Raw genomic sequence first — 18727 nt, forward strand, 5'->3', positions numbered from 1 at the left:
GCTCAACCGTTGATTCCGAAGGTGCCGATCGTCTTGAACGTGAAGTTGAAGAGGATCGTCTCGTTACGCTGTTCGCCGCCGATACGGGTGTATTGTTTGATATACATGATATCCAGCCCGAAACAGTCATTGGAATAGCCGATTGTGCCGCCATTGGCGACGAACTGTTTCCGGGACAGGCTGCGGCGGAAGAAACCCGACGCATGGTAATTGCGCCAGTGGGTGGAGAAACCGCCTGTCACTTCGCTGGTTTTGACCAGATAGGGGGCGTTGGGGCCGTTTTGGCGGAAATCTGTTGCGTAATAATAATATGGCGTGACGGGAGCATAGACGTAGCCGCCTGTCAGGCGGAACATCGGAACGCCTGTGCTGATCAGGCCTTCGCCGTAATCGAACTGGCGGGTCCAGGGGTTATAGCGACCGCGGGCTGTCACATCGACATACTGGTTCGGGCTGACACGCAGGCGGGCCACCGGGTCAGACAGGTGATGGTCGAGGCCGGAATAGGGCAGGCGGTTATGGTCGATATGCTGCTGGAAGCTTTCGCCGACGAGCATGTCGATCGCATGGCCGTTCCATGACCAGTTCTGATGGATGCCCACATTGGCGCGCAGGCCACCATCGAGGCGGTCGGTCCCGAGATAGCGGTTAAGGGAAAACAGCGTCGTGTCCGTAAACTCGTAGGACAGGCTGTCTTCATTAGGCAGGTGGCGGTTCTGCGAATTGCCGGTGTTGGGCGCGGCGATGATCTGGGCAATGGGTTCCAGGATCTGCGAGCCATGGCCTTTGGCAAAGCTGCGCAGGAACGGCCAGTTCATCCGCAGGGCGATGGTCGGCTGGACCTGTCCCACGAGATGGTTGCCGCCTGCGTTCATGTAATAGGTCGGCTGCTGGTAGGCCTGCGTGGCGTGATAGACCATCGAATCGATCCGCGCCGTCAGCAGGAACTGCTGGCCAAGTTTGTTGTGGAACGGACGATCCCACTGGATGGCGGCCTGACCACGCTGATCGTTGATGCCGTTCTTTCGGTACAGATTGAAGTCGGTCGTCTGCACACTGAGGCGACCGCCGAACATGTCCGGCTGTCCCTGAAACGCATAGGTCAGTCGCGGGAGAGCCCAGGGCAGATCGGAGTTGCGGATGACGCCCTGGTTCAGGCCCTGATAGGCCTGTCCGTCAAAGCGCAGGTAGGAGCCGACGCCATACCCTTCGAGGAACAGGTTGGAGTTCAGCATTTCCTGACCGTAGCCGGGAACGCGGTAGTCGCGCATGTAATTGGCGGAACTGGCGACGTTGATGTTGGCGCCGAGCTGCCAGTTGCGGTTGAGGGCGAAATTGCCCCGACCGAACACATAACCCTGAATGCCGTATTCGTTGGAGGAACCGACATTGTTGCCGAAGGTGTTTGTGTAGCGGTTCTCGTCATGGGTGTCGTAGGCGACACCACCGGTGACGTCGATGGAACCGAAGTTGAGGCGGTTGCGGTACTGCGCGGTCAGTTCCGGGCCGGTCTTGGTGGAGACGAGGCCTCGGACCGTCAGATCCTGCTGTTCGTCGATCGCCCAGAAATAGGGGAGGGTGAAATAGGTGCCGAGATAGCGGTCATGCGGGCTGATGCCCGGCATCAGGAAGCCGCTTTGACGTTTCACGGACGGATCGGTCATGGAGAAGAACGGGAAATAGAAGACTGGCAGACCGAGCATTTTAAGCCAGGCATGATCGAATTCGAGCCGCTTGTGCTGCACGTCCTGCGTCGCGTCGAAAGCCTGAAACTGCCAGAACGGCGGTAGATCTGGGTTCTTCTCGCAGATCTTGCAGGCCGTATAGACGGCATGCGTCAGGTCGTTGAGCATCCCGTTCGTACGGCGCATGCCGTTGCCGGCCAGCTTGGCGTTGTCTTCCATGCGGATATAGATGCCGCTGCCGATGCCATCGTGCATGCCGTGGCTGAACTCGACATAATCGGCATAGGTCGTGCTGCCGTCGGGTTCCACGACCGCGACATGGCCCTTTGCCGACAGGATGCCGGTGTTGCGGTCATAGGTCACGCGGTCCGCGCGCAGGGCATGGTCGCCCTGCCAGACGCGGACATTGCCGTCCCATGTGATCAGGCCGTTCTTCGCATAGCTTTCGCTATCGGCGAGATAGGTCAGGGGATCGGTCTGGGACGTGGGCTTTCCGATGACGATGACATGGGAGTTGTCGCGCTGCATCGTGTTGGCAGACATTTTCTGCGGCGCTACGAGCGCGGTTCCAGCCATCAGTGTGGCACCGACGAACGAAGCGCGTCTGCGGGCGCGTGCTGGGAGCCACAGGGGCACCGTCATCAACCATCCTCCATGTGCAGCAAAAGTGCCACGGCGAGGCAGAGCCCCGCACCCGTCGGCGCCCATGCCGCAAGAACCGGTGGCAAGGCACCGGATTCACCAAACTGTTCGGCCACTTTCGAGATGGTGAACAGCGCAAAGCCTGCGGCAATTCCCGATCCCAGCATCCGGGCTACGCCGCCGCGTCGTGTCGGACGCATCGAGAAGCCTGCGGATACCAATGCCATGGTCCCGGCCAGAATGGGAAGGGCCAGCAGCGACTGGAAATGAAGTCTGTGCCGGATTGAGGGGAATCCCGAGCGTTCCAGAAGGCTGATGAACCCCGGAAGCGCGAAGACTGACAGCGTGTCGGGGGAGGCGAAACTTTCCTGCACGCGACCGACTGTCAGGTCGGAGGGGAGGGTCATGTCGCCGATCTTCTGGGGCAGGTGATCGGGATGCAGCACGGAAGTATCGTGCAGGAGCCACTGATGATCGCCCAGAGCGCCATTGGGGGATTCGACGCGCAGGATCAGGCGATCCCGGTCGTCGAGGCGGAAGATGGAAACACCGGAAACGTTCAATGCGCCGTTGACGAGATGGACATCCTGCGCGTGCAGGATGGCAACGCCGTGGGGGACCAGTCCGTCATCGGACTGTCTGAGCCACAGGGCGCCTCCGTTGAGAGTCAGGGGGCCTCCGCCGGTGCGGAGATAGGTCTGATCCAGCATTTCGGCGCTGCGGAACATGCTCGACGACAGAGCGGAAATACCGGTTGTGGTCAGCAGGCCGGTCAGAATCGCGCAGGCCAGCGGGCTGGCGAGGAACTGCCAGGCGGAAATGCCTGCGGCGCGGGCGACGATGAGTTCGGACGAGCGGGTCAGGCGCGAAAAGCAGACGATCCCGCCCAGAAGGATGCCGAAGGGCAGGACGTAGATGATGTAGTACGGCACATGCAGCGCTGCGATCTTGACGACGAGGCTGGCCGGAACGTTGGGGCGCGTGGCTGCGCGTCGTAGCAGGTCGATGAAATCGAACAGCGAGACCAGTCCGGTCAGAGCCAGCACCATGGACAGGGTGCTGAGCATGAACTGACGGGCAATATAGATGGCCAGTGTTGTGGAGAAACCGGCGTGGTCGTCTCGGGTACTGAAGGCCTGAAACAGTGAGGTCAGCCACGAGCCTAGTCGCGGGGAGGCGATACTTCTCATCTGGAGGCCTCCGGCGAGGGTGTCATGGGAACGGGCTGCTTCACGCTTCCTGTCCATTGTTCGAGGAACAGCAGGGCGGCGCAAACGACTGCGGGCAGGAGGGCTTCGAGCCAGATGAGTGGGACCAGCGCAAGATGCCGGCCGGCGAGGTTCTGGAGCATGAGCGAGAGGGCCAGCAGCCCGACGACGGTGAGGATTGCCGTCAGGGGGCGGGTGATGTTGCCATGACGGGAGAAGGCGCCGCGCAGCACTGTCACCAGCCCGATCATGGCAAAGGACAGAGCGGTCAGGGGAGAGGTAAGCCGTCGCCAGCCCACCACGATGTTCTTGCCGCGATCGCGTTCGGACACTTCATGAGGGTCGGGATGGAACAGTTCGTGGAGCGACATCTCGTCCGGGTCGCGGTCTTCGTGGCTGTTCCGGCGCCCTGAGGTCAGGTCAATGGTGTTGCGCCCGAAGGTCAGGACGTTCAGCCGCCCGGTATGGCGGTCGATTTCCTCGCGCGAGCCATCATAGAGGACGACGCGGGGCTGATCGTTCACCACGACCATGGTGCCGCGCTCCGCGAGGATCGTGGTGTGGGAATCGGGGTTTCGGTCGTCTTCGACCAGAACGCCATGAAGCTGGCCGTCACTGGTCCGTCCGCGGACATAGACGGTCATGTCTCCGGAAAGGCTGGTGAAGACACCGTCCTGAAGCAGGAAGGCCGCCATGCGGTTGCGGATCTGGAATTCGTAGCGGTGAAACGCATGATAGGATACGGGCGCAAGCCACAATGTCAGAGTATAGCACAGCGCCACGGAGAAAAACGCGCAGAGCAGTCCCGGTCGGGCCAGTTCCAGCGGGGAGCGCCCGGCGGCGCGCATGACCGTCAGTTCCCGGTCTCCGACCATCCGCTGATAGGTGAACAGCACGACGAGGAAGGTTGTGATGGGAAGGATGACGGCGATGAACGTCGGGAGCATCAGCGAGGTGAGCTGGATGAACACGCGCAGGGACAGGCCGTGCTGGACCACCATCGAGACGAAATGCAGCGACTGGGTCAGCCAGATCAGGGCTGTGGCACCTCCGGTCAGCGCCAGCAGGGCGATGAGGAGCTGACGGAGGATGTAGCGGTCGAGCAGAGGCAGGATCTGCCGCCCGGAAGTACCGGAGGATGAGGCCATGGTCCTTCATCTATCCCTAGCGCGTGGCGGGAGGAAGGCGAAAAAACGAAACAGTTTTTATCGCAGATAGGCAGCCCGGTCGATGGGCGCCTTTGTGTCCGTCAAGCTGTGGTAGAATTGGGTCCCGGCGATACCGACCAGAAGACCTGCACCCGCTGCGAAGGTCATGGCAATATAGCGCCAGGGTTTCTGCATCCGGAATGTGGCCACTTCCACCTGAAGCAGCCCCATGTCCATCTGGCAGCGCCCGAGCCGCAACTGGGCGGTGCGGGTATCGGTCTCGCTCTGGCTAAGGCGGTGTTCCAGATCCTGAACGCGCTCACGCAGGCCTCTTTCCCGCGTTGCAGTGTCTCGCTGGGGGACAGTGCCGATGCGCGTGATGAACAGGTTTTTCAGCGCGCCGCCGGTGACGCCATCGCGGCGGGCCATCTGTCGGATGCGTTCCAGTGCCGTGGCGGCATGGCCGGGCTGTTCGTCCAGCACGAGCGCCAGAATGTCGGACAGGATCTTGATTTCCCGCGGGTCGATGTCTTTGGAATCAGGCGCACGGGCCATGTTCAGGACGGTGCCATGGTATCTGCTTGGGTGTCAGTGCGGGGTTCGGCCGCGCGGCGCAGGCGGTCACGGATCGCGAGGCCCAGTCCGTGACGGGGGATTGTCTGGGCTGCAATGGTTTTCAGGCCGCGTCGGCTGCCTTCCGCATCCAGAAAGCGCAGTCCGGCGAAGAGGCGGGCCGCTGCTTCTTCAAGATTGCCGCTTTCGCTTAGATTCCATGTCAGGCCCGCACCGGGAAACGGGCGACCAAAAGCAAGCTGCGCCTCGTCGGGCGCAATAGAGGTCACGTCCAGCCTGACGGGCAGGCTGGGGGCATAATGCGAGGCCAGTCTGCCGGGGGAGGCGGGGGCGATTTCAGCGAAATCGTCCGGATGGCGGATCGGACCGCAGAGATCGTTCAGCTCTTCGAGCGTGACCCCACCCGGACGCAAAAGGACCGGCACGTTCCGGGTCAGGTCCAGAACCGTGCTTTCCACGCCGATGGAGCAGGGGCCGGAATCCAGAACTGCGTCGATCCGGCCGTCAAGCGAGCGCAGGACGTGGAACGCATCGGAAGGACTGACGGTGCCTGAGACATTGGCAGACGGTGCAGCAACTGGTGCGCCCACTTCGCGCAGGAGGGCCAGTGCCGTCCGTCCACGGGGGACACGCAAGGCGAGCGTGGAGAGCCCGGCGGCGGCGAGATCCGAGACGGTCGAGTCAGGAGAGCGGGGGAGCACCATCGTCAGCGGGCCGGGCCAGAACCGCTCGGCCAGCGTATGGGCGACTTCCTTCATCCTGCCGCTGAGGGATGCCTGCGCGAAAGCACTTTCGGCATCGGGGAGATGGCTGATGAGGGGATTAAAACGCGGGCGCCCCTTGGCGGCGAAAATCCGGGCGACAGCCGTATCGGACGAGGCGATGGCCCCAAGCCCGTAAACGGTCTCGGTACCGAAGGCGACCAGCTTTCCGGCTTTCAGAAACTCCGCCGCGCGGCGGATGCCCTCGGGCGTGGCTGTCAGGCGTTCGGTATACGGCGTGTCGCTCAAGATGCACCTCCCGTGCAGTAAAAGGACGAATTCAGTCGGCCGGGCTTGCCGTAACGCAGGGGCTCTCCGTTCGCATCCAGAAGGGCGCCCCCTGCCGCTTCGAGAATGGCCTGTGGGGCGGCCGTATCCCATTCCATGGTGGGACCAAAGCGCGGATAGAAATCCGCCGATCCCTCTGCGACGCGCATGAATTTGACCGACGAAGAGAGCTTGTCGATGGACGCGACTTTCCGTCCTGCCAGCCAGCGGTCCAGCAGTTCCGGGTCGCCATGATGGCTGGAGGCCAGCACGCGCAGGCCCTCGACAGACGGGGTGGCGGTCTGGATCGGGGAGTTGTGGGTGCCGTCCCAGCGATGGGCCCCAAGGCCCTGACCGCCGCTATAGATCAGTCCGTAACCGGGAAGCGCCACAACGCCCAGAACTGGACGATCATGGCGGACGAGGCCAATATTGACCGTGAAATCCCTGCCGCCGGATGCAAAGCCCCGCGTGCCGTCCAGCGGATCGACCAGCCAGTAGGCGTCTCCTGCGGCGATACGGATCCCGGCCGACATTTCTTCCTCACCGATTGCAGGAATGGACGGGCAGGCCGCTCGCAGGCCCGACAGGATGTGATGTTCGGATGCGTGGTCCGCTTCCGTGACGGGGGAAGCATCGTCCTTGATATCCGTGCGAAAGCCGCGTTCGCGGATGGCGTTGATGATGTCTGAGGCTTCGGAAGCGAGCCTGAATGCCAGATCCAGCAGGGCGCGGTCATCGTTTGCGGGGACGATAAAGGGGGAAGCGGAAGTCATTCTGCCAGACTACTCCAAGATGGCTTTTGCGTCATGTGTTGATGCGGGTGGTGTCACTGCGGACAGGTCGGCACGGGCTCCTGAGGGCCGTTCCATGTTGTGAACGGAATTTTTGTTGCGGCGCTGAGCGCGATGTCCGCATGGCAGGTCGTGACGGGGGAGGCGATTGTGGACAGGGGCCTGAAGGTGAATGCCGTGGTACCGGGTTCGCCGTCTTCGCGTGTCAGTTGATAGATCCGGACATGCGCCGGGCTAGGCTGCGGGACGGGGTAAAGGCCCATGTCACGCGTTGTGACGAACAGCAGAAGGCCGGGTTTTCCGTTCACGCGGGCCTTAGCGAAATGGACGGTCTGGATTGCGTCTTCGCCGGTGTGGGGACTGTCCGCAAGCATGTCGGTGAGCGGAGCGGAAGGGTTCGCGTCCTGTTTGTCCACGAGGTCGGCCTGATCGGGTTGTTCGGCGTCGGGGATGGTGACGGCATAGAGATGATAACCCCATGCGTTTCCGTTCCCGCGCCAGAATGGCGTGATCGTTACAGCCGGAAAGTCGGTCGGGTGCAGGGTGACTGGGGTATTGCCGATCCGGATGGGCGCGATGTCGGTGATGCAAGGCACTGTGGGAGCGGCGTGTCCTTTCGGGAGGCCGAGCATAACGGCGGAGCAGAGCAGGATCTTCAGGGCGGTGCGGCGCATGGAAGGTCTTTCTCGGGGGAGGGCTTGTATGCCGGGGCGGTGTTTCCGATAACGGAGATGACGATTTCATGTTCCAGACGACAGGGCCATCATGCTTTCAGTGATTTTCGATTCCTTTCCTGCTTTTTCCGCGGATGCGCCCAAGGCGGTCGTGCTGCTGTGCGAGACTGCGGCTGGCGAGACGTTCTCGGCGCTGGACAAGGCGACGGCGGGGGCAGTGTCGCGCGCTGTTGCTCTGAAGGGGTTCAAAGGAGAGGCCGGACAGAGCGTGGTGCTGCCCGCTCCGGCTGAGGGGCTGTCGCAGATTGTTCTCGCAGGGGTGACGCCGAAGGGCGGCGCCGCTGTGGATGCTGTGGCGGTTGAAAATGCTGCGGGTCGGGCGGTGCGGTTGCTTGATGGCGTTGAAAGCGCGGTTCTGGTCGTGTCCGGGGCACTGGAGCAGTTTGCTCCGGAAGCGGGGCTGGGCGCGCGTCTGGCGTCTTATGATTTCGATCTGTATCGCAGCAAGAAGCCCGGTGCGCGACCGGTTCTGAAGTCGCTGACTGTTGCAGTGTCGGACGTGGCAGCGGCTCAGGCACGCTGGACGGCTCTGGATGCGGTGTCCCAAGGTGTGATCCTGACGCGAAACCTCGTGAGCGAGCCGCCGAATGTGCTTTATCCTCAGAGCTTTACGCAGCGGATCGAAGACCTGCGTGAGCTTGGCCTGACGGTTGAAGTTCTTGACGAAAAAGCCATGACGGAGCTTGGGTTCGGTGCGCTTTTGGGGGTGGCGCAGGGCAGCGTTCACAAGCCTCGGACGGTGATTGTTCGTCATGAGGGCGGTGGCAGCGAGGCACCTCTGGCGTTCATCGGCAAGGGTGTCACGTTCGATAGTGGTGGCATCTCCATCAAGCCTGCGGCTGGCATGGACGAGATGAAGACTGATATGGGTGGGGCCGCGACCGTGATTGGTCTCATGAGTGCGCTGGCCCGTCGCAAGGCACCGGTCAATGCGATCGGTGTGGTCGGGCTGGTTGAAAACATGGTGTCCGGTGAGGCGCAGCGTCCGGGCGATATCGTGCGGGCTTATGACGGACAGACGATCGAAGTCCTCAATACCGATGCGGAAGGGCGTCTCGTTCTGGCGGATGTGCTGTCTTATACGCGCAAGCGGTTCAGCCCGAAGGTCATGGTCAATCTCGCCACGCTGACGGGCGCGATTGTGGTCAGCCTCGGCTATGAAAATGCCGGTTTGTTCAGCAACAGCGACGCACTGGCCAAGGGGCTTTCGGAAGCCGGAGCGCAGGTGGGCGAGGGTCTGTGGCGGATGCCGATGGGCGAGGCCTATAACCGCGAAATCGATTCCGATATTGCCGATATGAAGAATATCGGCGGACGTCCGGGCAGCGCGATCCTTGCGGCTGAGTTCCTCAAGCGCTTCGTGGGCGACACGGACTGGGCGCATCTCGATATCGCCGGGACGGCCTGGAAGACCAAGGCGTCCGCCATTGCGCCGAAGGGTGCGACGGGGTTCGGTGTGCGGCTGCTGGATCGTTTTGTGAAGGCGCATGAATCCAGCGTCTGAGGATCGGGATCACGCTGTGGATGTCGGGTTCTATCATCTGACGCGCACGCCGCTTGAGGAAGCGCTTCCGGCCCTTCTGGGCCGGACGCTGGATGCGGGGGAGCGCGCGCTTGTGCGGTGTCCTGATGCGGCGGCGGTTATGGCGCTGGATACGGCGCTCTGGGCGTGTCGGGACCCGGTCTGGCTTCCGCATGGGAGCGCAAAGAATGGTCATGCGGCCCGACAGCCGATCTGGCTGACGGAAGGCGAAGACGTGCCTAACGGGGCGCGTTTCCTGTTTCGGGTCGATGGGGCGGGGGAGGATGACTTCGCGCCATTCACCCGGATTTTCGATCTGTTCGACGGCGGCAACCCGCAATCCGTGCAGCGGGCAAGAGACCGCTGGATGGCGATGAAATCTTCAGGTCACAATCTCGTGTATTGGAAACAGGAAGAGCGGGGCTGGAAAAAGGCCGGGTAAGGTTTCAAAGTATGTCTAAAGCCATTGGTGGAAGACGCTCCATAACAGGAGCGTCTTTCATGTCACTGGAGAGGACGCCTGATTGTGCCGGACCCCACGAATTCTTCCCCTGATCCTCTGAAAACCGATCTGCGTCGCGTCGATATCAATCCGGACTTCTGGTATCCGCTGGCGTGGTCGAAGGATCTTAAACGCGGGAAGACGATCGGGCGTCGGTTTGGGCGGCATCCGATTGCACTGGTCCGGCCTGAGGAAGGCAGCGTGTTTGCGTTGGAAGATCGCTGCGCGCACCGTCAGGTTCCGCTCAGTCTGGGCAAGGTGAGCGGTGAGGCTGTTCAGTGCTGCTATCACGGCTGGGCGTATGGCCGCTCGGGGCGCTGCATTGATGTGCCCTATCTCGGTAAGGGCAAGCTTCCGAACGGTGTGGGGACCTATCCCTGCCGTGAAGCGGGCGGGATGATTTTCGTGTTTCCCGGTGATGCGGCGAAAGCGGAGAGCGTTCCTCTGCCGCCGCTGGCGCAGGTGGACAATCCGGCGTTCAAGACGCGGCATTTCAGCCCTGTCGTGAAATGCCATTACACGTTCATGCATGAGAACCTGATGGACATGAACCATCAGTTCCTGCACCGCCGCCAGATGGGGCAGATCAGGGCGCGTTTTCTGGGGCAGGATGCGGGCGAGGGTTTTATTGAGGCGCGCTACAGTTTCGCACGCAGTGGCAACCAGCAGCCACTGGCGGAGCGGTTGATTTTCGGCAAGCATCACGATGATCCGGGCCGTGAACAGCCGGTTGAGGAAATCGTGAGTATCCGCACGACCTATCCGTATCAGAGCCTCAAAATCCACGACAAGGACGGCGACCTGATTATGGAACTGTTCAGTGTTTACGTCCCGAATAGTGCTGATGGTGCGAGTACGCAGACATTCGGTCTGCTTTCGGTGCTGCGTCCGAAAACGCCATTTCTGATTGATGTGATTTGGCCTGCGCTGGGCATTTTCACGAACCGGATTTTTGAGGAAGACCGGGAGATCATGGAACTGGAGCAGGCGGCCTGGCGGGACTTGGGGGGCGATCACAACGTCGAAGTTTTCCCGATCGTGCGAAAGTTGCGCGATCTTCTGAAGGCCGAGGGGATTGTGAGGGAACAGAGCGCGGATCCTGTCGTTGTCTGAGAACATAGGTCTTGAGGACACGGACAGGAGACGGTCATGAAAACAGTCACGCTCAGGAATGGTGTCACGGTTCCGGCGCTGGGAATGGGAACCTGGAATGTCGGCGATAGTGCCTCACGTCGCAGCAGCGAGATCGAGAGCCTGCGAAAGGGGCTGGAGGCCGGTCTGCGGGTTGTTGATACGGCCGAGATGTATGGCAACGGGCGTTCGGAAGATCTGGTGGGCGAGGCCATCGCGGATGTGCGTGAAGATGTTTATCTTGTCAGCAAGGTTGTGCCCTCCAATGCATCTTATGACGCAGTTCATAAGGCGTGCAGGCGTTCTTTGAAGCATCTGGGGACGGACTGGCTGGATCTGTATCTGCTGCATTGGCGTGGGGGAACGCCACTTGAGGAAACGATCCAGGCCTTCGAAGACCTCAGGGACGACGGTCTGATCCGGGGCTGGGGGGTATCGAACTTCGATGTCGATGACATGGAAGAGATCGAAAGCTTGTCCGAAAACTGTCTGGTCAATCAGGTCCTGTATAATCTGGAGCACCGGGGGACGGAGTTCGATCTTCTGGATCATGACCTGAAATCCGAAACGGTGACAATGGCTTATTCGCCGCTCGGGCAGGGTGGGGAGCTTCTGGAGCATTCGGCGCTAAGAGAGGTTGCATCACGGCATGAGACGTCGCTCGGGCCTGCCGATCCGGCCCAGATTGCGCTGGCCTGGGTGTTGCGTCGGCCGAATGTTCTGGCCATTCCGAAGGCGACATCTCCGGAGCATGTGGCAGGAAATCTGGCCAGTCTGGAGATCAGTCTGACGGATGCGGATCTCAAAACGCTTGACAGTGCTTTCCCTTCTCCGAAACGCAAGCTATCTCTCGCCATGATCTGACGGTCGTGATGGTTGCGGTCCGTTCTCCCTAACCTGCGGACCGCGCCCTGCATATTTTCACGTCCCTGTTCCATACTGATCCGGTTTCTCTCTGCTTTGCGGTTCTGGTGGTGCCTGCTTGTGTGCTGGTGCTTCAGCCGGGGCGGTTCGGGCAGGCCGTAACCGTATGTCTGGCGGCTCTGGCTGCGGTATTGGCGCTTTCGCCTGCCGTGCTGGCTGTGGCGCTGGGCGTGATTGCGGCGCAGGAGCGGGATGGCTGTCCGGCGGTATGGGGTGTTCCGGTTCTGCTGCTGAGCGTTCTGTTTCCAGCCCAGACGCCTGTTCTTCTGGGGTTGCTGCCTCTTCTGTTCTGGACTGCGCTCGTGCGTCGCAGAGACGGGGGCTGCTCCGCCGTTATGAGCATTCTGGGTGTGTCGCTGGTGTGGCATGCTCCGGGGGCTGTATCGGCGGAGCTGGTTGCGGGTCTGGGCGTGTGTGTGCTCGGGTTGATCGGCTGGGCTGTTCTGGGAGCGCATCGGCCGGGAAATCTGGGGCTTTTGCGCCCCCTTCTGTTGGTGGTTCTCGTGGTGGCCGCGCAGGATGAGGGGCTTGCGGTCTGTGCCCGGATTGCGCTGGAAGCCGCGTTTCTTGATCTCGCAACGCTGGTTTTGACGGCGTCACTGGGGCCTTGGTTTCCGGTGATGGCCGTATTGCGGCTGCCGTTTCCGCCTTTGCCCGGACTGGTTGTGTTGTGGCTTGGGATTCATGCGGCGCTGAGCATGGCGGCGGGTGTCGAAGGCTGGAGCGTGCTCGGCGTGATGGTGGCATTGCTGCTGGGCGTTCTGGCGCTGTCCGATCTGCTTGTCGTTGGGCGGCAGATATCTGGAGGGCAGGCTGCCATATCCGGTGTTTCCGTATTGCTGGTGGGTGTTGGGAGCCTATTTTTGCCCGCGCTGGTGTTCGGGCTGACAAGTCCTGCGCTGCATGGTGTGGGAGGGGAGTGGGTCTGGCCCGTCTGGAGTATTGGTGCGGGTGATGGCTCACATTTCCGGCTGATGGCCTTCGTGATGGTTGGAGCCCTGATCTGGATTGTTCTCGTGCGTCCCTGGCGCATTATGGGGGGGGTCGTTCAGGCGGCCTCCACGCTGGCTCCGGCATTGATGACACTGCTGGCATCAGGCGATGCCCTGTTTGAAGAGGCACCGTCTCTGGGCTGGAGCCTGCGCCGTTTTGTCGTGTCAGGGCGAGTCCGCTTGAGGGCGCTGAAGGGGATGAAAGCACCTGTTCTGCCCGATCTGCGTCAGGGGGCCGTGGGGCTCTGGCTTGTTCTTCTTGGCCTCGTTCTCGCAGTGCTGGGAGTGATGACGTAATGGCGCATGATGCGGGGCTGATTGCGCTGTCGGTTCTGGAAGCGCTGTTTCAACTGGGGTTGCTGCTCGTTCTGGCGCCTGCGCTGGGGTGGTGTCTGGACGGTCTGCCGTTCTGGCTGGCGGGCCGCGCGGGTGGTGCGGTGCGGTTTCATCTCTTGGGTGCGGGGCGGTTCTGGAAATCCCTGTTCCAGACACCGCTCACAGGGCGTCCGGCGCTTGCGTTGACCGTGGGGCTGCTGGCGCTGGTGTGCCTGCCTGCGGTGACAACGGGGTCGGTGCTGTCTTCGCTGGCGGATCCGCTCGTCATGGGGCTCATGCTGTTGATGGGGCGTGGATTTCTGGGGCCGGGCGTTTTGTCGGGAGAGGCATCGCGTCTGGTTCCGGCGGTTCTGCTGCTGTGCCTGACGGAAGCACTGATCGCGCTGGCCGCTCCGGGGACAAATGGCCTTGGGGGCTTGTGTGCGATGTTGCATATCGAGCCTGAGCCGGGTCTAGAGGGTGCACTTGCGGCCTGTGCGCTGGCTCTGGGAATTGCATGTCCGCCGCTTCGTTCCGAGGACGTGACGGGTATGTTGTCCGGGGTGCGGGACCGGCAGGAGCGTGAGGCGGCGCGCAGTATTGCGGATGTGCTGAATTGTGGCTGGCTGCTGCTGTTGGCCGATCTGGCATGGCCGGTGAGTGTGGGGCTCGCGCAAGGCGGCGTTCAGGGCTGGGGGCTCGGACTGGTGGCACTTGCCGCACGGCTGGCGCTGGCTGTGAGCGTGGCGGTCGGGCTGAGGCTGATGGCGCAGGAGCGGAGCGCACGTTTGACGGCGCTGTTTGCGGGCGTGGCGCTTCTTCTGGCTCTGGCGGGGAGGTTTGGCACATGATTGTAGGGTTCGGACTTCTTCTGTTGCTAGCCCTTGCAGGGTTGGGGAAAGACGGGCGGGGGCTGCCGCTTTACGGGGCGGTTTGCGCTTTTGCCGGGGCGACGGTCTGTTCGGGGCTGCTGGCGCTGCTGACGTCTGTGGCGCTGATTGGACTGAACGTTCTGGCATGGGGCTGGCTGCGGCGGTTTGCGCCGGAAGCGCCGGACAAGGCAGCTGTTCTGCCGGTTGTGGGTACGCTTGTTCTGCTTCTGGCACTTGGTTTGTCGGGGGCTGGTCTGGGACTTGCTCCGGTTCTGGGCGCGGGGGCGGTTCTGGCCGGGTTATGTGGTGCTGCTTGGGGCACGCCGCTGGTTCAGTTCACCGGGCTGGTCCGGGCGGCGGACGGGCTGGTTGTTGTGGCGTGCGTTCTGAATTCATGGCCGCTTTTTGCTGCTGCTTTGAGTCTGTGGGGCGTTCTGGCGGCCCTTGGCATCACGCTGCTGCCCCGTCTGGCATGGCGACGGGTGGAGGACGTCTGATGCATCCGCTCGCACCCGTCGGCACGCTGTTTGCCGTCACTGTCTGGCCGCTTCTGGCAGCGTTCCTGCTGTTCCTGACGCCTGAAAACCGTCAGGCCGCCAGTAGCCGGACGTTCGCTGTGGCGGGGCTTGTCATCACGCCGCTGGCCGTGTGGCTGATGCCGGGGACGGACGCTCTGGCCGCGGCGTGTTCTTGCATCGTGACGGCCATTCCGCTGCTTCTCCCGCAGGCGCGGGACCGGACAGGGCGGATACTGCCGTTTCTGGTGACGGGATGTGCGTTGCTGGCGCTGAACGTCCATTCGGCGTTCGCGGTGACGATCCTGTGTGGCGCGGGAGCAGTTCTTCTGGCGTGGCGCGAAGGGCGTGCTCCCCGGCAGGCGGCTATTGTGTGGGATATTGCGCGCAGTCGGCTTGGGGGCGTGGTTCTGGGGCTTCTGGGCGCGTCGCTTCTACCGATGCAGCAGTCATCGCTGGGGGCGGTGCTGCTGACGGTCGGGCTGTGCATGGTGGCGGGTCTGGGGCCATCACCCGCGCCTGCGCCGGAGGCGGCGCTTCTGGATACGGGGCTGCGGTTTGCGGCGCTGATGCTGATGTTCCGCCTGAGTGCCTATCCGCTGGTCCATCTGCTCATGCTGATTGCGGGTTTTGGAACACTCCTCATGCTGGTGGTGCCGCGCTCGACGGGGCGGACGATCTCTCTGCCGATGCTGTCGGCGCTGGGTGCTATTGCGGCCGCGACCGGCGAAGGTCCGGCGATCGTTCTGCTGCTTCTGGCGGCGCTGGGACTGGCTGTTCTGGATTTGTATGAGGCCGAGGGGGCGGAGGCCATCGGGGCAGGAGTCGCACCGTGGCCGGTGTTCTGTGCGCTGGTCGGGATCGGGCGGTCGCTTGATGTCGGGCAACTTGTTCTGCTGGTGTTGTGTCTGCTGCCTGCTTTGTGGTCCGTGCGGCCTATGACGTTGCTGCCAGCGTTTGGGCGCGGTGAGCGGGGTATCGTAGCTGTGACGCAGGCTGTTCTTCTGCTGGGCGGTTTGTGTGGCCCGCTATTTCTTGCATGGCATCCGGTGACGGGGTGGCGACCATGAGAAGCATGGGACGGATCATCCGCAGTGGCGAACGTGTGGCGCTGTCGCATTATCATCTCGATCCCGCACAGTGGAGCGATATGCTCTGTGTTCCGGGCGCGACGTTGCCGCTGATCTCGTGCTGGGCGGATGATGCGCGCGCCTATGTTCTGCTGCTGGAGGGGGATCGCCCGATTCTGGCGAGTACGGTTGTGGAAGACCGTCGGTATCTGGCGCCGTCGTCGCGGTTTGCCGGAGCGGAATGGGGCGAGCGTGTTTCGTATGATCTGTATGGCGTCGAGGCGATGGAGGCGCGTGGGAATGGTACGCCTGCGCTGGATGAAGGTGGCTGGACGTCTACATGGCCATTGTCATCCCGTCCGGGACCGGCTTCGGGTGGTCTGCGTCCGCTCGGAGGGAGCCACTTTCTGCGTCCAGAGCAGACGGGACTGAGTGGCCCTCTGGATCTGTCTTTCGAGGTTTTGAAGGGGAAGGTCCGGGCTGTGGATGTCTGTGCGGGCGGGGCGCATCGGGGTGTGGTGTCGCGTCTTTTGGGGAAGACGCCGGAGGAGGCCATGGTCCTTGTGGCACGGATGACGGCGGGTGGTTTCGTGGCGCATCCTCTGGCCTTTGCGCGTGCTGTGGCGCAGGCGCGCGGGCAGGTTCCGGGGCCGGGAGTTCGGGATGTGTGGATGATCCTGCTGGAGATCGAGCGGATGTCGCTTCATCTGTTCGACATGGCCCGGACGGCGCGGGGCATGGATGCGGAATTGCTGGCGACACATTGCGATCATGCGCGCGAGGCCATTGCGCAGGCCTGTGCGGAGCAGGGCGTGTCGCGGCGTTTGATGGATACGGTGAACTGTGGCGGCTTTCGCGAGGGGCTGGAGATCGTCCCGCTGGCGCAGGCAGTCCATGCGGCGATGCAGCCAAGTCTTGCAGCGCTGGAGGAGCTTCATCGGGTGTTTGCGTCCCGTCTGAACGGGTTTGCAGTTCTGGATGTGCGGTTGGCGGAGCGTTTTGCCGTTGGGGGCGTGACGGGGCGTGCGAGTGGTCGCAGCATGGACATGCGACGCCGGGAAACCGGAATGCGGCTGGAGGCGCTGCGGGCGACAGGATCGAGCAGTGGCGATGCCCGGGCGCGTGATGGGCTGCGGCTGGCGGAAATCCGGGATTCGCTGAAGCTTATGGAACGGATTCTGGGAAGCATCGGTCTGGACGATGACGAACCCGCGCCGGACAGCACGGATGAGGGTATTGGCGTGGCCGAGGGCGCGCGCGGAGACGTGTGGCACTGGGTGCGGTTGAAAAACGGCCGGATCGAGAACCTGCATGTCCGTGATCCGGGTGTCTCGGTTCTGCCGGTTCTGGGGGCAATGCTGCAAGGCTGTCCCATGGAGCGTGTACCTGCGGCTCTGGGGTCGATCGGGCTGTCTCCGGCGGGGATTGCGTTGTGAAGGGGTTGCGGCAGACGGGGCCTCTGAGCCTGCTTTACGCGTTCATGGATGCGCGGCGCTGGTGTCCGTCCTCTGAGGAAGTTCTTCCGCGTCGTGAGCGCCCCATCGGGCTTTATGTGCTGGAGACGGGAGGCTGCGAGGGCTGCTTCATGGAGATCGAGTCTCTGAAAGGCAGTGCTTTCGCTCTGGAGCAGGCAGGTTTTGTGTGTGTGAGCGATCCTGCGGATGCGGACTGGTTGTTGCTGACCGGTGCGGTGACGCGGGTCTGTGCCGAGATGGTGGACCGGGTCTGGCGGGCGATGCCGCCGGGCCGGAGTCTGATTGCGGTCGGGGCCTGTGCGGTCGATGGAGGGCCGTTTCCGGCCAGTTATGCGACGCTGGGTGGGTTGCAGGCCCTGACGCCGGTGCGGCGTGCGATTCCGGGCTGTCCCCCCGCGCCGCAGGAGATCCTGCGGGCCCTTCAGGAGCTGGCGCGGATCTGATCGCGATATTCTGAAACTGGAAATTGCCTGAAACAACGAAGTTTTGTCTTCGGACGGCTTGTCGTGACACGGTTTCGCGTTAAAGCAGACGGACGCACTGGATGCGTTTTCCCATGAGGTCCGGCCACCTGTCGTTCAGGTCGCCGCACAGAGCACAGGGCTTGAGATGGCTGATTATCGCCTTGGAATTGATCTTGGTGGCACGAAGATCGAAATCGCAGTTCTGAATCGTTCGGGCGATCTCGTCCTTCGGGAACGAATTGCCAATCCCGGTATTTATAACGAGGCCGTTCTGGCGATCCGGGATCTGGTGGCGGATGTGGATCATCGTCTTGGTGCGGTGCCGAGCCACCGCGTTTCGGCGGGGCAGCATACGTCCACGCTGGGCATCGGGATTCCGGGATCAATCTCGCCAGAGAGCGGGCTGATCAAGAATGCCAATGCGACCTGGCTGAACAACCAACCATTCGGACACGATCTGGAAGCCGCGCTGGCCCGTCCGGTCCGGACGGAAAATGACGCCAACTGCTTTGCGCTGTCTGAAGCTGCCGATGGTGCGGCCAAGGGCATGCTGACCGTTTTCGGTGTCATCATCGGGACGGGCATGGGCGCGGGCATCGTCAATAACGGGCGCGTTCTTGAGGGGCGTCATCATATTGCTGGTGAATGGGGGCATCTGCCTCTGCCCTGGCCGACGGAAGAAGACGCGCCGCCGCGCGAGTGCTTCTGTGGGAACAAGGGCTGCATGGAGCGCTATCTTTCGGGCCCGGCACTTGCCGCGGACTGGAAGGGGCCGGGGCATCGCAATACGGCCGGTATCGAAGAGGCTGCGGCCAATGGCGATCAGGCTGCGATTGCGGCACTGGGCCGTTATACCGAGCGTTTTGCCCGGGCCTGCGCCATGGTCATCAACTTCCTCGATCCGGATGTGATCGTTCTCGGTGGTGGCGTCTCCAACCTTCACACGCTCTATGAGCGCGTGCCGCCGCTTCTGGCCAAGCATGTCATTACGCCGGTCTGCACGACGCCGATCGTGAAAAATAAGCATGGTGACAGCTCTGGCGTGCGTGGCGCGGCATGGCTGTGGGACGTGACGGAATAAGTCTGTCGCGTATTGGACATGAAAAAGGCCGCCCGGAGAGCCGGGCGGCCTT

General features: G+C 62.3%; 18 protein-coding genes. 11 read left to right on the plus strand and 7 right to left on the minus strand.

Annotation, left to right across the window (positions count from 1 at the left end):
* Nucleotides 1-2: 2 nt before the first annotated feature.
* From HKD28_RS08985 to HKD28_RS09015, 7 genes are read right to left on the minus strand one after another with little or no spacing between them, the layout of a single operon-like run.
* Entirely contained in the window at nucleotides 3-2327 is a 2325-nt protein-coding gene (locus HKD28_RS08985; protein WP_407925766.1) for an LPS-assembly protein LptD, read from the minus strand.
* Nucleotides 2327-3517: an LPS export ABC transporter permease LptG gene (gene lptG / locus HKD28_RS08990; protein ID WP_194267968.1), complete on the minus strand. Its 1191-nt coding sequence runs from the start codon at nucleotides 3515-3517 to the stop codon at nucleotides 2327-2329. The genes HKD28_RS08985 and lptG overlap by 1 nt, the downstream gene beginning before the upstream one ends.
* A complete protein-coding gene (gene lptF, locus HKD28_RS08995) occupies nucleotides 3514-4683 on the minus strand; it encodes an LPS export ABC transporter permease LptF (protein WP_194267969.1) in 1170 nt (389 codons plus the stop codon). The genes lptG and lptF overlap by 4 nt, the downstream gene beginning before the upstream one ends.
* A 57-nt stretch (nucleotides 4684-4740) precedes the next feature.
* Nucleotides 4741-5238, minus strand: a complete 498-nt coding sequence (locus HKD28_RS09000; RefSeq protein WP_194267970.1) for a hypothetical protein — start codon at nucleotides 5236-5238, stop codon at nucleotides 4741-4743.
* Nucleotides 5239-5240: 2 nt separating this feature from the next.
* The gene (locus tag HKD28_RS09005; protein WP_194267971.1) at nucleotides 5241-6266 is read right to left on the minus strand and encodes an L-threonylcarbamoyladenylate synthase; all 1026 of its coding nucleotides are present in this window, start codon (nucleotides 6264-6266) and stop codon (nucleotides 5241-5243) included.
* Complete coding sequence (locus HKD28_RS09010) at nucleotides 6263-7060, minus strand: 3'(2'),5'-bisphosphate nucleotidase CysQ family protein (protein WP_194267972.1); 798 nt, start codon at nucleotides 7058-7060, stop codon at nucleotides 6263-6265. Before HKD28_RS09010 ends, HKD28_RS09005 begins: the two co-directional genes overlap by 4 nt.
* A 53-nt stretch (nucleotides 7061-7113) precedes the next feature.
* Nucleotides 7114-7752, minus strand: a complete 639-nt coding sequence (locus HKD28_RS09015; RefSeq protein ID WP_194267973.1) for a hypothetical protein — start codon at nucleotides 7750-7752, stop codon at nucleotides 7114-7116.
* 91 nt (nucleotides 7753-7843) lie between these two features.
* Here HKD28_RS09015 and HKD28_RS09020 point away from each other — a divergent pair, with 91 nt between their 5' ends.
* From HKD28_RS09020 to HKD28_RS09070, 11 genes are all read left to right on the plus strand, one after another.
* A complete protein-coding gene (locus HKD28_RS09020) occupies nucleotides 7844-9316 on the plus strand; it encodes a leucyl aminopeptidase (RefSeq protein ID WP_194267974.1) in 1473 nt (490 codons plus the stop codon).
* Nucleotides 9300-9776 (plus strand): DNA polymerase III subunit chi, encoded by a 477-nt coding sequence (locus HKD28_RS09025; protein ID WP_207728928.1) that lies wholly within the window; start codon nucleotides 9300-9302, stop codon nucleotides 9774-9776. The genes HKD28_RS09020 and HKD28_RS09025 overlap by 17 nt, the downstream gene beginning before the upstream one ends.
* An 84-nt stretch (nucleotides 9777-9860) precedes the next feature.
* Complete coding sequence (locus HKD28_RS09030; RefSeq protein WP_194267975.1) at nucleotides 9861-10949, plus strand: Rieske 2Fe-2S domain-containing protein; 1089 nt, start codon at nucleotides 9861-9863, stop codon at nucleotides 10947-10949.
* Between the two features lie 36 nt (nucleotides 10950-10985).
* Nucleotides 10986-11831, plus strand: coding sequence for an aldo/keto reductase (locus HKD28_RS09035; protein WP_194267976.1), 846 nt, complete (start codon nucleotides 10986-10988; stop codon nucleotides 11829-11831).
* A gap of 107 nt (nucleotides 11832-11938) precedes the next feature.
* Nucleotides 11939-13180, plus strand: coding sequence for a hypothetical protein (locus HKD28_RS09040; RefSeq protein WP_328749749.1), 1242 nt, complete (start codon nucleotides 11939-11941; stop codon nucleotides 13178-13180).
* Nucleotides 13180-14049: a hypothetical protein gene (locus HKD28_RS09045; RefSeq protein ID WP_194267977.1), complete on the plus strand. Its 870-nt coding sequence runs from the start codon at nucleotides 13180-13182 to the stop codon at nucleotides 14047-14049. Before HKD28_RS09040 ends, HKD28_RS09045 begins: the two co-directional genes overlap by 1 nt.
* The gene (locus tag HKD28_RS09050) at nucleotides 14046-14567 is read left to right on the plus strand and encodes a hypothetical protein (RefSeq protein WP_194267978.1); all 522 of its coding nucleotides are present in this window, start codon (nucleotides 14046-14048) and stop codon (nucleotides 14565-14567) included. Before HKD28_RS09045 ends, HKD28_RS09050 begins: the two co-directional genes overlap by 4 nt.
* Complete coding sequence (locus HKD28_RS09055; RefSeq protein ID WP_194267979.1) at nucleotides 14567-15655, plus strand: hypothetical protein; 1089 nt, start codon at nucleotides 14567-14569, stop codon at nucleotides 15653-15655. The genes HKD28_RS09050 and HKD28_RS09055 overlap by 1 nt, the downstream gene beginning before the upstream one ends.
* A 5-nt stretch (nucleotides 15656-15660) precedes the next feature.
* Nucleotides 15661-17091: an NADH-quinone oxidoreductase subunit D-related protein gene (locus tag HKD28_RS09060; RefSeq protein WP_235993383.1), complete on the plus strand. Its 1431-nt coding sequence runs from the start codon at nucleotides 15661-15663 to the stop codon at nucleotides 17089-17091.
* Nucleotides 17088-17573: an NADH-quinone oxidoreductase subunit B family protein gene (locus tag HKD28_RS09065; RefSeq protein ID WP_194267981.1), complete on the plus strand. Its 486-nt coding sequence runs from the start codon at nucleotides 17088-17090 to the stop codon at nucleotides 17571-17573. Before HKD28_RS09060 ends, HKD28_RS09065 begins: the two co-directional genes overlap by 4 nt.
* Nucleotides 17574-17739: 166 nt before the next feature.
* Complete coding sequence (locus HKD28_RS09070) at nucleotides 17740-18675, plus strand: ROK family protein (RefSeq protein ID WP_099286853.1); 936 nt, start codon at nucleotides 17740-17742, stop codon at nucleotides 18673-18675.
* Nucleotides 18676-18727: the final 52 nt, after the last annotated feature.

The sequence above is a fragment of the Gluconobacter cadivus genome (genome assembly GCF_015244745.1).
In the GTDB taxonomy this organism is placed as follows: domain Bacteria; phylum Pseudomonadota; class Alphaproteobacteria; order Acetobacterales; family Acetobacteraceae; genus Gluconobacter; species Gluconobacter cadivus.